The sequence below is a fragment of the Sphingopyxis sp. A083 genome (genome assembly GCF_001468495.1).
Taxonomy (GTDB): Bacteria; Pseudomonadota; Alphaproteobacteria; order Sphingomonadales; family Sphingomonadaceae; genus Sphingopyxis; species Sphingopyxis terrae.
This window is the reverse complement of record NZ_LNSK01000002.1, coordinates 259,857-272,389: the sequence shown is the minus strand read 5'-3', so window position 1 is coordinate 272,389 and position 12,533 is coordinate 259,857. Positions and strand designations below refer to the sequence as shown.

Annotated in this window: 12 protein-coding genes; 7 read left to right on the top strand and 5 right to left on the bottom strand. The window is 66.7% G+C overall.

Features of this window, described 5'->3' with window-relative positions; genetic code table 11:
• Positions 1-14 precede the first annotated feature (14 nt).
• Together ATE59_RS05490 and ATE59_RS05485 are read right to left on the bottom strand one after the other, a co-directional pair.
• A complete protein-coding gene (locus ATE59_RS05490; protein ID WP_058811501.1) occupies positions 15-1,205 on the bottom strand; it encodes an acyl-CoA dehydrogenase family protein in 1,191 nt (396 codons plus the stop codon).
• Positions 1,202-2,308: an acyl-CoA dehydrogenase family protein gene (locus ATE59_RS05485; RefSeq protein WP_058811500.1), complete on the bottom strand. Its 1,107-nt coding sequence runs from the start codon at positions 2,306-2,308 to the stop codon at positions 1,202-1,204. Before ATE59_RS05485 ends, ATE59_RS05490 begins: the two co-directional genes overlap by 4 nt.
• Positions 2,309-2,457: 149 nt before the next feature.
• Here ATE59_RS05485 and ATE59_RS05480 point away from each other — a divergent pair, with 149 nt between their 5' ends.
• Positions 2,458-3,045 carry a TetR/AcrR family transcriptional regulator gene (locus ATE59_RS05480; protein ID WP_058811499.1) on the top strand — a complete coding sequence of 196 codons (588 nt, stop codon included), beginning with the start codon at positions 2,458-2,460 and terminating at the stop codon, positions 3,043-3,045.
• 125 nt (positions 3,046-3,170) lie between these two features.
• On the opposite strand, the gene ATE59_RS05475 is transcribed toward ATE59_RS05480, so the two are convergent.
• Entirely contained in the window at positions 3,171-4,328 is a 1,158-nt protein-coding gene (locus tag ATE59_RS05475) for an acyl-CoA dehydrogenase family protein (protein WP_058811498.1), read from the bottom strand.
• Between the two features lie 144 nt (positions 4,329-4,472).
• On the opposite strand from ATE59_RS05475, the gene ATE59_RS05470 reads away from it, so the two are divergent.
• Positions 4,473-4,799 carry a hypothetical protein gene (locus ATE59_RS05470; RefSeq protein ID WP_058811497.1) on the top strand — a complete coding sequence of 109 codons (327 nt, stop codon included), beginning with the start codon at positions 4,473-4,475 and terminating at the stop codon, positions 4,797-4,799.
• Between the two features lie 93 nt (positions 4,800-4,892).
• Here the strand turns inward: ATE59_RS05470 and ATE59_RS05465 are convergent, their stop codons facing one another.
• Together ATE59_RS05465 and ATE59_RS05460 are read right to left on the bottom strand one after the other, a co-directional pair.
• A complete protein-coding gene (locus tag ATE59_RS05465) occupies positions 4,893-5,654 on the bottom strand; it encodes a crotonase/enoyl-CoA hydratase family protein (protein WP_058811496.1) in 762 nt (253 codons plus the stop codon).
• A gap of 69 nt (positions 5,655-5,723) precedes the next feature.
• Entirely contained in the window at positions 5,724-7,274 is a 1,551-nt protein-coding gene (locus tag ATE59_RS05460; RefSeq protein WP_058811495.1) for an acyl-CoA synthetase, read from the bottom strand.
• A 133-nt stretch (positions 7,275-7,407) separates the two neighbouring features.
• Between ATE59_RS05460 and ATE59_RS05455 the strand changes: the two genes are divergently transcribed.
• Genes ATE59_RS05455 through ATE59_RS05435 form a run of 5 tightly spaced genes read left to right on the top strand, consistent with a single transcriptional unit; the run spans position 7,408 to position 12,525 of the window.
• Positions 7,408-7,716, top strand: a complete 309-nt coding sequence (locus ATE59_RS05455) for a hypothetical protein (RefSeq protein WP_058811494.1) — start codon at positions 7,408-7,410, stop codon at positions 7,714-7,716.
• Between the two features lie 5 nt (positions 7,717-7,721).
• Entirely contained in the window at positions 7,722-9,227 is a 1,506-nt protein-coding gene (locus tag ATE59_RS05450) for a class I adenylate-forming enzyme family protein (RefSeq protein ID WP_058811493.1), read from the top strand.
• A 9-nt stretch (positions 9,228-9,236) separates the two neighbouring features.
• The gene (locus tag ATE59_RS05445; RefSeq protein WP_058811492.1) at positions 9,237-10,229 is read left to right on the top strand and encodes an enoyl-CoA hydratase/isomerase family protein; all 993 of its coding nucleotides are present in this window, start codon (positions 9,237-9,239) and stop codon (positions 10,227-10,229) included.
• Between the two features lie 5 nt (positions 10,230-10,234).
• The gene (locus ATE59_RS05440; RefSeq protein ID WP_156416711.1) at positions 10,235-11,191 is read left to right on the top strand and encodes a CoA transferase; all 957 of its coding nucleotides are present in this window, start codon (positions 10,235-10,237) and stop codon (positions 11,189-11,191) included.
• Positions 11,188-12,525, top strand: coding sequence for an amidohydrolase family protein (locus ATE59_RS05435; RefSeq protein ID WP_058811490.1), 1,338 nt, complete (start codon positions 11,188-11,190; stop codon positions 12,523-12,525). Before ATE59_RS05440 ends, ATE59_RS05435 begins: the two co-directional genes overlap by 4 nt.
• Positions 12,526-12,533 lie beyond the last annotated feature (8 nt).

Sequence of the window (12,533 nt, the reverse complement as noted above, 5' to 3'; positions counted from 1 at the left end):
GCGAGCGACGGGCTTCAGCCCGTCACCGCCCGCGATTCACGGAAGGGCAGGTTGCGATCGACCTCGGTCTCGCGCGGCAAACCGAGCACCCGCTCGCCGATGATGTTGCGCTGGATCTGGTCGGTCCCGCCGCCGATCGACGTCATATAGGCATTGGCGGTGCGATAATTGACATCGGCGGCGCGAAGATGGTCCGCACCGTCGAGCATCGATGTGGCGCCGAGCAGCCGGGTCATGACGCGGGCATCCTCGTGAAGGATCCGCGACATGGCGAGCTTGCCGAGCGACATGATCGGCGACGAACTGCCCGCCGCCATCTCGGCCTTGGCGCGCATCATGTTGAGTGCATTGAGCTGCCGATAGGCCATCGCCTGCGCGATCTCCTGGCGGGCAACGGGATCGCCGAGCTTCCCGGCATCGCGCGCGATGTCGATCAGGCTGACGACGTTGCTCTTGGCCGAGCCCTGGCGCCGTTCGCCCGCCCCCTCGCCCATGACGAGCCGCTCGACCGCGAGCGCCGTCTGGAGCACCTTCCAGCCCTGTCCTTCCGCGCCGACCATATTTTCCGCCGGGACTCTCGCATTGTCGAGAAACACTTCATTGAAATGGCTGTCGCCGGTGATCTGGTTGATCGGACGCACCTCGATCCCGGGCTGCCGCATCTCGATGAGGAAGAAGCTGATCCCGTCATGCTTGGGCACATCCCAGTCGGTCCGCGCGATCAGCAGGCCATAGTCGGCGCTCATCGCGCCCGACGTCCAGATCTTCTGGCCGTTGATCACATAGTCGCTGCCATCGCGCTCGGCGCGCGTGCGAATGGCGGCGAGATCGGACCCCGCCCCGGGTTCGCTGTAAAGCAGGCACTGATGCACGCGGCCGCTCAGAAATTCGGGTACGATCTTTCGCTTCAGCGCATCGCTGCCGAAGTTCATGACGGTGTTGGCGGTAATATTGGTCCGGTCCTGGCCCGCGCCCGGCGCGCGCTGCTTGCGGAATTCGGAAATCACCGCGCTCGCATCCTCCTTGCCGAGTCCGCGCCCCCACCATTGCTCCGGCCAGCTCGGGGCCGCCCAGCCCGCTTCGAAGACCTTCGCGATAAAATCGCTCGTGCTGCCACCCGACCGCGGGCGACGGGCATCGGCGTCCCAATGTTCGGCGAGCCAGGCGCGGACTTCGCTGCGCACATCGATCTGATCGTTGCTCATGCTGCATTCTCCAGGGCGGCGACATAGCGCTCGCGATAAAGGTCCGAACTGCCGAACAATTGCGCGTCGGCACGGGCGCGGCGCAGATAGAGATGCGCCGGATGTTCCCAGGTGAAGGCGATGCCGCCATGCATCTGGATCGCGGTTGCGGCGACTTCGCTGAACGCATCGGCGCAGGCGAATGCCGCGAGATTGACCAGAACCTGCCGGTCGGGCGCATCATCCTCGATCGCCTGCGCGGCGGCGCGCGCGGCGGAGGTCGCGGACTCGACTTCGATGAGCAGGTCGGCCGCCATATGCTTGATCGCCTGGAAGCCGCCGATCGGTCGGCCGAACTGGACCCGGGTCTTTAGATATTCGACGGTGATATCGAAAATCCGGCGCGCGGCTCCCGCCTGTTCGCCGGCAAGCGCAACCCGTGCAAGGTCCAGCGCATGCTCGATGGCCGCTTCGCCTGCGCCCTCGAGCGGTCTCGCCGGGACGCCGTCGAAGCCGATGCGCGCGAGACGCTGCGTTCGATCCCAGCTCTCGAGCCGCTCGATGCCGACGCCGGACGCCTTCGCATCCACCTCGAAAACCGCCAGGCCGCCGGAGGTCGATGCCACGACGAGCAAAATGTCCGCGACATGCGCCGCCGTCACGAAGGAGGCGGCGCCATGAAGACGTACGGCGTCGCCCTCGCCCCGCGCCTCGACCGCGACCCCTTCCGCGGTCCAGCACCCCTTGTCGCCGGTGAACGCCACCGTCGCCTTGCGCTCACCCGACGCGATAGCCGGCAACAGCCGCGCCTTGGCGTCGGCGTCGTCGGACGCCGAAATCAGGCCCGCCGCCAGCACGGCGCTCGACAGCAGCGGACCGGCGAGAAGCCGCGCGCCCGCTTCCTCCATGACCATTTCGATCTCGACCGGCCCGGCGCCGATCCCGCCATGCTCGGGCGCGACGATCAACCCCAGTATCCCCATGTTGGCCATCGCCTGCCACAGCGCGGGGTCATAGCCCGCGTCGGTCTCCATCGTCCGGCGAACATCCTCTTCGCTGCACTGGTCGGTAAGCAGCCGGGCGAAGCTCTCGCGGATGGCGGCCCTCTCGTCAGCGGTGATCATCGTCACGGCGTCTCTCCCTTGCTAGTCTGTCGCAATCGAGCGATTCGATTATCAGTTGATAATCGTCTGTATATTGATGGAGACCCGAAGTGCAAGCGCCGCAGCCTCAAGACCCGCCCCGGCCGCGAGGACGTCCGCGCGATCCCGCGATGGAAAGTCGTGTCCTCGAAGCGGCGATCGCGCTGTACGGCCAGCAAGGCTGGCGCGGCTTCAATTTCGATCTGCTGTCGAAGGCGGCGCGGGTCGGCAAGGACGCGCTGTACCGCCGCTGGCCGACGCGAAGCGCGCTGCTCAACGATGCCCTTCGCGGGCATTGGGTGCAGGTGGAAGCGATCGACGAGGGATCGCTGCACGCCGACCTGCTGGCGCTCGGCCGCGCGGTGTTCGATGCCTTCACCGGTCCCTATGGCACGGTCGCTCTCTATCTGCGCGCCGATACGCAAAGTTTTCCCGAAGTCCGGGAATTCGCCGACCCCTGGCGCGAATATATGGTGCAACAGGGCCGGGCCATCGTCCAGCGCGCGGTCGCGCGCGAGGAAATTCCGGCGACGACGCCGCCCGCGCTGATTCTCGACATATTGATCGGCGCCGTCATCAATCATGTCGTATCGACGCCAGAGCGGCTGCGCACCAGGATGACATCCCGTTTCGAGGAATTTGTGACGAGCCTCGTCGACCTGGTCGTCATGGGCGTGACGCGTCCGCTGCCCGACGAGCAGCGCAGCCTGGCAGGATAGCGCCAAAGGCGCCATCGTCTGGCGTGCCCCTGCCCCGGCCGGCGTGCAAATCGCGTCCGAACCGCGGATGGCGGCCCGCCGTGAACGGGGAGATATTTTCCCCGATGCCGGACGCTCGATCGGCATCAATAGCTGCGCGGCATGCCGAGCACATGCTCGGCGACATAGGACAGGATCATGTTCGTGCTGATCGGGGCGACCTGATAAAGGCGCGTTTCGCGGAACTTGCGTTCGATGTCATATTCGGCCGCGAAGCCGAAACCGCCGTGAGTCTGGATGCAGGCTTCGCCCGCGGCCCAGCTCGCCTCGGCGGCGAGCATCTTCGCCATATTGGCCTCGGCGCCGGCATTCTCGCCGGCCTCATATTTGGCGATGCCGTCATGGACGAGCAGTTCGGCGGCGCGCATCTGCGCATAGGCGCGGGCGATCGGGAACTGGACGCCCTGGTTCTGGCCGATCGGGCGACCGAAGAGGACGCGGTCCTTGGCGTAGCCTGATGCCTTCTCGATGAAGTATTTCGCATCGCCGATGCATTCGGCGGCGATCAGCAGCCGCTCGGCATTCATGCCCGACAGGATGTAGCGAAAGCCCTTGCCTTCTTCGCCGATCAGGTTCGCGGCGGGGATGCGCATATTGTCGAAGAATATCTCGGTCGTCGCATGGTTCATCATCGTGTCGATCGGCCGGATCGTCAGCGACCCCGCTGCGAGCGCGTCCTTCATGTCGACGAGGAAGACCGACAGCCCCCCGGTACGGCTCGCGGCTTCCGCGCGCGGGGTGGTGCGCGCGAGGAGGATCATCAGGTCGCTATGCTCGGCGCGGCTGGTCCAGAGCTTCTGGCCGTTGACGACATAATGATCGCCGTCCCTTCGGGCGACCGTCTTGAGGCTGAGCGTATCGGTCCCGCTCGTCGGTTCGGTGACCCCGAACGCCTGCAGGCGCAGCTCGCCGGTCGCGACCTTGGGAAGATAGCGCGCCTTCTGCTCGTCCGACCCGTGGCGCAGCACGGTGCCCATCACATACATTTGCGCATGCACTGCGCCGCCGTTGCAGCCCTGGCGCTGGATTTCCTCGAGGATCGCCGCGGCGGCCGAGAGCGGCAGACCCGCACCGCCATAGTCCTCGGGGATCAGTGCTGCGAGATAGCCCGCCTCGCCGAGCGCGGCGACGAATTCCGAGGGATATTCGCGCGCACGATCCTTCGCCTGCCAATAGGCGCCGGGGAAAGCGGCGCAGAGCTTGGCGACCTCTTCGCGAACGGCTGCATAGTCCTGCAATGTCATCGATCCTTATCGCTGTCTTCTTCGGGCCGGCATGCCATCGATCGCCCCCCGAAACGGGAACAGGCATCGCCCTTCCGCGAAAGATTTGACCGGTCCGGCCATTGGCACCTATGGTTGCCGAGGCCGTCGCCCGGAGAAGGAACCATGAGCAGCACCGCAGATTTTCGCTCGCAACTGAACGCCCTCTCGGCGAGCGCAGCGAGAAAACCCGAGGATTTTGGCGAAGGCGTGCGCCTGCTTTTCTCGTGCGGCAGCCGCAACCTGCCGCTGGCCCTCGCGCAGGCCGAAGCCTGCGGCGTCGAAGCCCGCGGCGTCGGTCGCCGCCATATCCTCGTCGAGGTCCAGAACGGCACGCCGACCGCCGACTGGCTCGCCGGCGAAGGGGCAGCGATCGCTCGATATTTCGAGCGCATCGGGGGCATCGATCCGCAGATCAGCATCGACCGGGGCCCGGTCGACCTCGACAGCTAGTCGCTCGAAGGCCGCTCCGGCCAAAGCCGCCGGTCCCGCGCCGTCGCAAGCGGCTCTCCCGGTCGCAGCGGGAACGGGCCCGGCCGGCTTCCATTACTGCCCTGTCCAGTTCGGCTTGCGCTTCTCCGCAAAGGCCGCCGCGCCCTCGCGCGCGTCGGGCGACTTGAACACCTGGGGAAGAAGCGCGTCCTGCCTTTCCCATCGCTCGCTCTGCGGCCAGCCGCGCGATTCGCTGATGATCTGCTTCGACACGCGGACGGCGGCGGGCCCGTTCTCCGTGATTTCGCGCGCGAGCGTCATCGCGCCCTCGATCGCGGGCCCTTCGCTGATCCGGTTGATCAGCCCCAGCGTCAGGGCCCGCTCGGCATCGATGAAATTGCCGGTCAGCGCCAGTTCCATCGCGACGCGATAGGGAATCTGGTCGGGCAGACGCATCAGGCCGCCGGCGCCGGCCGCAAGGCCGCGCTTGGCTTCGGGAATTCCGAACTTCGCCGATGCGTTGGCGACGACGAGGTCGCATGCGATCATCAATTCGAGCCCGCCTGCAAGCGCATAGCCATCGACCGCGGCGATGAGCGGCTTCACAGGCGGTTTCAGAACCAGCCCACCAAAGCCCCGTCCCTCGACCACCGGACTTTCGCCGCGCAAAAATCCCTTGAGGTCCATGCCCGAACAAAAGGTGCCGCCGGCACCCGTGAGAACGGCAACGCGGAGCGCCGGTTCGGCGTCGAGGCGATCGAGCGCGGCCGCAATCCCTTCGGCCACGGCCTTGTTCATCGCGTTGCGGGCTTCCGGCCTGTTCATCGTGATGACAAGGACACCGTCTTCGTCGCGCGTCGTCAGTTCTTCACTCATCTAATTTCTCCTTCAGGGATGGAGTAACGCCCTCGGGTTCGGGGAGCGATCGGGACCGGCGCCCGGCAATCAACGGGCTTCCTTGTCCGTCCAGTATCGATCGCGGATCAGCCTCTTGTACAATTTCCCGGTGTCGAGCCGCGGCAGCGCGAGATCGAAATCGACCGAGCGCGGACATTTGACCGGACTGAGGCTCGACCGGCAGAAAGCCATCAATTCTTCGGCGAATCCCGGGGTCGCATCGGCGGGGTCGAGCGGCTGGACGACCGCCTTCACCTCTTCGCCGAAATCGGGATTGGGGACACCGATCACGGCGGCGTCGGCGACGCGCGGATGGGTGATGAGCAGATTTTCGGTTTCCTGCGGATAGATGTTCACGCCGCCCGAGATGATCATGAAGCTCTTGCGGTCGGTCAGGAAAAGATACCCGTCGGCGTCGACATGCCCGATATCGCCGAGCGTGCTCCATGCGGGATGTTCGGGATGGCGCGCGTCGCGGGTCTTTTCGGGGTCGTTCAGATACTGGAAATCCCAGCCCCCCTCGAAATAGACAAGTCCGTCGACACCCGGCGCCACCTCCTCGCCCGCCTCGTTGCAGATATGGAGCGTTCCCCAGTCGGCGCGTCCCACCGACCCGGGGCGTTCGAGCCATTCCTCGGGGGTGATGAAAGTCGATCCATTGCCTTCGGACCCGCCATAATATTCATAGATGATCGGACCGAGCCATTCGATCATCTGCTGCTTGATCCCGACCGGACAGGGCGCGGCGGCATGGACGATCTTGCGGAGCGACGACAGGTCGTAACGCGAACGAACGGTCTCGGGGAGCGCGAGCAGGCGGACGAACATCGTCGGAACCATCTGCATGAAGGTCACCCGATAGCGCTCGATCAGGCGAAGCGTCTCCTCGGCGTCGAATTTGTCCATGACGATCAATGTCGCGCCGAGGCGGTGCGCGACCATCCCGTAAGCGAGGGGCGCGGTGTGATAGAGCGGCGCCGGCGACAGGATGATGCTGTCCTCCCCGACGCCATAGCGTCCCGAAATGCGCTCGGCGAGCATGTGCGGCTCGTCGGCGGGGCCGCCCGTCAGCGGCAGCCGGATTCCCTTGGGGCGCCCCGTCGTGCCCGACGAATAGACCATGTGAAAGCCGGCCGATTCGTCGGCGATGCGCTCGGCCGGCTGGGCGGCCAGCGCGGCTTGCCATGACGGAAGGCCTTCCAGACCGGAACCGAGGTCGAAAATGTCGGCAACCCCGGGCACCAGCGCGGCCCGGTCGCGAACGAGGGTCCCGGCGGCCGGGATGTCGGCGTGCGTCACGAGCAACCGGGCCTGGCTGTCGTTCGCGATATAGGCGGCCTCCGGAGCGGTAAGCTGGCTCGATATCGGGCAGATATACAAGCCCGCACGCTGCGCAGCCCAATATATCTGAAAATATTCGAGACAATTTTTCAGCCAGATAGCGACCGTATCGCCCGCGGCGAGGCCGCGCGAACGGAAGAGCCGGGCGCCGCGATTGGCGACGGTTTCCAGTTCGCCATAGCTGATCGTTGCCCCGCTCGCCGCCATGACAATCGCCGGACGATCGGGGGCTGTGCGCGCAAATTGCCTTGGATGCATCCCTGTCCCTCTCCTCGATCCTGTGATTTTTGAGTTGTATAACTACGTTTACTTTCTTTGTCGATTGACTTATTGACGGTGGGAAAGCGACAGGTGGCCGAAAGCGATCGGCGACGGGAAAGGACGGAAGAGGATGGATTTGAAACCGGGATCGCGCTGGAAAAGCGCGGTGTGTGAAGCCCAGCTCGTGGTGGTGCGTCCCCCGAATGTCGCCGGCGAGCTGCAGTGCGGCGGCGCCGCGGTCGTCCCCATCGACGAGGCGGGCGCGCCGACCGGCGCGATCGACCCCGGATTCGCGGACGGTGTCGCGATCGGCAAGCGCTACGTCGACGAGGCAAGCGGGCTCGAAGTCCTCGGCGCCAAGGCCGGCACGGGTTCGCTCGCCTTCAACGGCGCAGCCATGTCGATCAAGGGCGCGAAACCCCTTCCCGCCTCGGACTGACCGGCATGCGCACGCCGTTGCTCCTCGATATTGCCGCAGATGCCTGCCCCGCCCGGCGCGCGCTCGGCGGCGGAGAAGAAAGCCAGGATTTCGAATCCTATCGCGCCCGGGCCAGCTGCGTCGCGACCTGGCTCGCCGGTCAGGGGAAGACGAACACCGCCTTTCTGGGGATGAACGGAACCGCGCTCCCCGTGCTGCTGTTTGCCTGCGGCATGGCCGGCACGCCCTTCGTTCCGCTCAACTACCGCCTCGCGGACAGCGAGCTCAACAAGCTCGTCGCGCGAAGCGCTCCCGCGGTGCTGATCGTCGATGACGACATGCTGCCGCGGATCGCACCCGCCGACGGCATCACCCTCGTCGCACGGAGCGATTTCGAAGCCGAATTCATGGCCGGGCCAACGCCGGACAAGGCCGACATTCCCGAAGCCGAAAATGATATTGCGGTGCTGCTGTTCACCAGCGGCACGACGGGCGATCCCAAGGCGGCGGTGCTGCGCCACGCCAATCTGACATCCTATGTCATGTCGACGGTCGAGTTTCTCGGCGCCGCGGAGGAGGAGGCCGCGCTGGTCAGCGTTCCCTCTTACCATATCGCCGGAATCTCCGCGATCCTCACCGCCGCCTATGGCGGGCGGCGGATCGTCTACCTGCCCGCCTTCACGGCCGAAGACTGGGTGGCGACCTGCGCCGCGGAAGCCATCACCCACGCGATGGTCGTGCCGACGATGCTCGATCGCATTCTCGACGTCATGGAACGGACGGGCGAGACCCTGCCCGCGCTACGCGCGCTCTCCTACGGCGGCGGGAAGATGCCCGAGCCGGTCATCGCGCGGGCGCTGGCGATGTTGCCACACGTCGCTTTCGTCAACGCCTATGGCCTCACCGAAACCAGCTCGACGATCGCGCTGCTCGGCGCCGAGGATCATCGCGCCGCCTTTGCCTCGGACGATCCCGAAATCCGCCGCCGTATCGCGTCGGTAGGCCAGCCGCTTCCGAGCATCGAACTCGAGATACGTCGCGAGGATGGCAGCCCGTGCGCGCCAGGCGAACATGGCGAGATCCATGTCCGCGGCGATCAGGTCTCGGGCGAATATCTGCACAAGAAGGCGATCGCCGATGACGGCTGGTTCGCCACCAACGATGCCGGCTGGCTCGATCGCGGCGGTTATCTGTTCGTCGAAGGGCGGCTCGACGATGTGATCGTGCGCGGCGGCGAGAATATCTCGCCGGGCGAGATCGAGGATGTGCTGCGCACATTCGACGATATCGCCGACTGCGCGGTGCTCGGCATTCCCTGCGTCCAGTGGGGCGAGAAGGTGGTTGCGGTGATCGTCTCTCGCTCGGGCGAGCCCGATATGCCGGCGATGGCGGCAGCGATCCGCGCGAGGCTACGCTCGACCAAGACGCCCGAGCAATGGTTCGTGCGCGATGCCCTGCCCTATAACGAGACGGGCAAGCTGCTGCGCCGCGTGCTCAAGGCCGAACTGGCAGAAGAGGTCTGCGGCGGCTAGGAAGGCGCGATGACCGCGCCTGACCATCTCGATGCCGACCGGCTTTCCGCACCGGGCGGGCAGCCTGTTCTGGTCGTCGATGCGGCGTTTTGGCGGCGGCCGTTGGCGCCGATTCAGGCGCTGGTGATCGGCCTCGATCGTGCCGGCGCCATGCCCGCGATCGGTGCGGACGATTTCGACCTGCTGCTGACATCCGCCGCGGACGCCCCGCGACCGTGGGTGTCGATCGCTCCGCCCGACTTCGATGCGCGGGTCGAACTGCTGACCGGGGCGGTCGGTAAAAATCCGCTGGCGGCAACGATCGCGGCGCAGGTGCTGCGCCTGGCTGCGAAACTGACGATCGCCGACGCGCTGACCGTGGAGTCCTTCGCCTATTCCGCGCTGCTCGGTGGCGCCGAGTTCGCGCGCTGGCGCACGACCGCGAAGATCGGCGGCGCAGTTGCGTCCCCGCCCGATCCGGTCATGATCGAACGCACCGGCGACCGGATTGCCCTGACCCTGAACGATCCGGCCGGCCGCAACGCGATGACCGCGGCCATGCGCGACGCGCTTTTCGAGGCGCTGGCCAACGCGATCGACGACCCCTCCCGGCCGGCGGTCGTTCTGCGCGGCATCGGCAAGTGCTTTTCGACCGGCGGTGCGCTGCCCGAATTCGGCACCGCACGCGATCTCGCCGGAGCGCATGCGGTACGTACGCTGCACAACTGCGCGCGGGCGCTCGATGCGCTCGGACCGCGAGCGACGGCGCGGCTGCACGGCGCTTGCGTCGGATCGGGGATCGAGATCGCCGCCGCCGCGCATCGCCGCCTCGCAGCGTCCGATGCCTGGTTCCAGCTGCCGGAGCTTTCGATGGGCCTGATCCCGGGCGCCGGAGGCACGGCGACGGTGGCGCGAGCGATCGGGCGGCACCGGACCTTGTGGATGCTGCTGTCGGGTAAACGGATTGGCGCGGCCCAGGCACTGGATTGGGGCCTGATTCACGCAATCGAGGACATATCGTGACGGCCTTGCTCGACGCGGTGACGGCGGCAGGCGATCGGCTCGTGGCGGCGTCGAACGGGCGGATAGCCTTCGATGCGCGGCGCGCGCTATCGCGCGACGACGATCTCTCGCTCGGCGAACCCGGCCAATGGTCGCCGAACCGCCATTGCCGGCTGGTGCGGTGTCGCGACGGATGGATGGCGGTCTCGCTGGCGCGCGAAGATGACCGTGATCTGGTTCCCGCTTGGACGGGGGCGGCGCTCGACGCCGATCCCTGGGAGGCGGTGATCTCCGCCGCACCGCTGCGTTCTGGCGCCGACATGGTGGCGGCCGGCGTGGAACTGCATCTTCCGGTGGCCCTTGTCGGCGAAACATCCCCGCCGGCGCCGTCCCTCCTCGCGAAGGGAGCGAAGAGCGAGGGCGCTGTGGTCGACCTGTCGGCCCTCTGGGCGGGCCCCTACTGCGGCGCACTGATCGCCGAAGCAGGCCATCGGGTCATCAAGATCGAGAGCCCCGGCCGGCCCGATCCGACCCCGCAACATACGCCCAGGCTCGATGCGAGGCTCAACGGCGCCAAGACGCGGCAGCGAATGGCATTCGACGGAGGCGAACTGCTGGAAACGATCGGGACGGCCCGGGCATTGATTACCTCGGGACGGCCGCACGCGCTCGCGCGGCTCGGGCTTGATGAAGCGCGGCTGTTTTCGCTCAATCCCGACCTTTTATGGATCGCCATCACCGCCCATGGCTGGCGGCGTGAAGCCGCCATGCGCGTCGGCTTCGGGGACGATTGCGCTGCGGCCGGCGGTCTCGTGCGCTGGAACGGCGACGCACCCAATTTTATCGGCGACGCACTCGCCGACCCGCTCTCGGGAATCATGGCGGCAACGCTGGCGATCGAGGCGCTCGCCGACGGGCGGCGCGGGCTGCTCGATATCTCGCTCGCCGGCACCGCAGCGACATTTGCGAAAGCGATGGCATGACCGCATCCTTCGACCTCGTGATCCGCAACGCCCGCGACGCGACCGGGGCGCCGCTGTCGATCGGAATCCGCGACGGGCAGATTGCGGCCGCGGCCGCGAGCCTCGAAGGCAAGGGCCCCGAACTCGACGCGAACGGACAGATGGCGGGCCCGGGCCTGCATGACCATCATATCCATCTGCTGGCGACCGCCGCACGAATGGAATCGGTCGATCTCGCCGATTGCCGTACCGTCGATGCCGTCCTTGCCGCGCTGCGTTCCAACCTGCCCTCGCCCGGGACGTGGGTGCGTGCGATCGGCTATGACGAGCGGGTCGCGGGTTTGCCCGATCGCATGCTTCTGGACGCCTGGCTTCCCGACCATCCGCTCCGGATGCAGGATCGTACCGGCGGATATTGGCTGCTCAACAGCGCGGGAGTCGCGAAGCTCGGAGCCCCACCCTATCCCGCCTGCGTCGAGCGCGAGGCGGGGGCGCGGCCGAACGGCCGGATCTGGCGCGGTGACCGCTGGCTGCGCGAACGCATCGGCGGCGCGCCGCCTTCGCTTGCGGCGCTCGGAGCCAGGCTGGCGCAATTCGGAGTGACCGGCGTGACGGACGCAGGCGCGTCGAATGGCGCGTCCGAGGCGGCGCTGCTCACCGGAGCAATGCCCCAGCGCCTCATCCTCATGGGACTGGAAACGCTGCCCGCAGGCGACGGCTATGTGCTCGGCCCCCTCAAGCTGCTCCTCGACGAGAATGACCTGCCGCCGCTGGCGACGGTCGTGGAGCGAATCGCGGCCGCGCGGCGCAGCGGCCGCCATGTCGCGGCGCACTGCGTGACTCTCGCCGAACTGCTCTTCTATCTCGAGGCGCTCCATCAGGCAGGCGGCGCGCGCGAAGGCGATCGGATCGAACATGGCAGCGTCATTCCCCAAAGCCTCATCGCGGACATCGCCGCGGCTGGCTTGACGGTGGTCACCCAGGCCAATTTCATCCGCGATCGCGGCGACCGCTATCGCGTGCAAATGGATGGCGGCGAACTGGACGATCTCTACCGGCTGGGATCGCTGGTGCGAGGCGGTGTCCGGGTGCGGGGAGGTTCCGATGCCCCTTATGGCGATCCCAATCCCTGGGTGGCGATCGAGGCCGCGATCGATCGGCGCACCCGGAGCGGATTTGTCATCGGTGCCGGCGAGAAGGTCGATCGCGCCGCTGCACTCGCACTCTATCAGGCCGGCACGCTAGCCAAGGGCGCAGCGGCCGACCTCATGCTTTACGGCTGGCCGGAAGGCGCCGCCGCTCCCGCGGCGGTGGGACTGACTTTGATCGGGGGAAGGATCGTCTGGCAATCCTGAGCTGTCCC

What these genes read in the sequence shown, in the direction of transcription:
- ATE59_RS05450 (WP_058811493.1), top strand. Translation starts at nt 7,722, where the DNA reads ATGCGCACGCCGTTGCTCCTCGATATTGCCGCAGATGCCTGCCCCGCC.
- ATE59_RS05490 (WP_058811501.1), bottom strand. Translation starts at nt 1,205, where the DNA reads ATGAGCAACGATCAGATCGATGTGCGCAGCGAAGTCCGCGCCTGGCTC.
- ATE59_RS05485 (WP_058811500.1), bottom strand. Translation starts at nt 2,308, where the DNA reads ATGATCACCGCTGACGAGAGGGCCGCCATCCGCGAGAGCTTCGCCCGG.
- ATE59_RS05435 (WP_058811490.1), top strand. Translation starts at nt 11,188, where the DNA reads ATGACCGCATCCTTCGACCTCGTGATCCGCAACGCCCGCGACGCGACC.
- ATE59_RS05455 (WP_058811494.1), top strand. Translation starts at nt 7,408, where the DNA reads ATGGATTTGAAACCGGGATCGCGCTGGAAAAGCGCGGTGTGTGAAGCC.
- ATE59_RS05475 (WP_058811498.1), bottom strand. Translation starts at nt 4,328, where the DNA reads ATGACATTGCAGGACTATGCAGCCGTTCGCGAAGAGGTCGCCAAGCTC.
- ATE59_RS05460 (WP_058811495.1), bottom strand. Translation starts at nt 7,274, where the DNA reads ATGCATCCAAGGCAATTTGCGCGCACAGCCCCCGATCGTCCGGCGATT.
- ATE59_RS05480 (WP_058811499.1), top strand. Translation starts at nt 2,458, where the DNA reads ATGGAAAGTCGTGTCCTCGAAGCGGCGATCGCGCTGTACGGCCAGCAA.
- ATE59_RS05470 (WP_058811497.1), top strand. Translation starts at nt 4,473, where the DNA reads ATGAGCAGCACCGCAGATTTTCGCTCGCAACTGAACGCCCTCTCGGCG.
- ATE59_RS05445 (WP_058811492.1), top strand. Translation starts at nt 9,237, where the DNA reads ATGACCGCGCCTGACCATCTCGATGCCGACCGGCTTTCCGCACCGGGC.
- ATE59_RS05465 (WP_058811496.1), bottom strand. Translation starts at nt 5,654, where the DNA reads ATGAGTGAAGAACTGACGACGCGCGACGAAGACGGTGTCCTTGTCATC.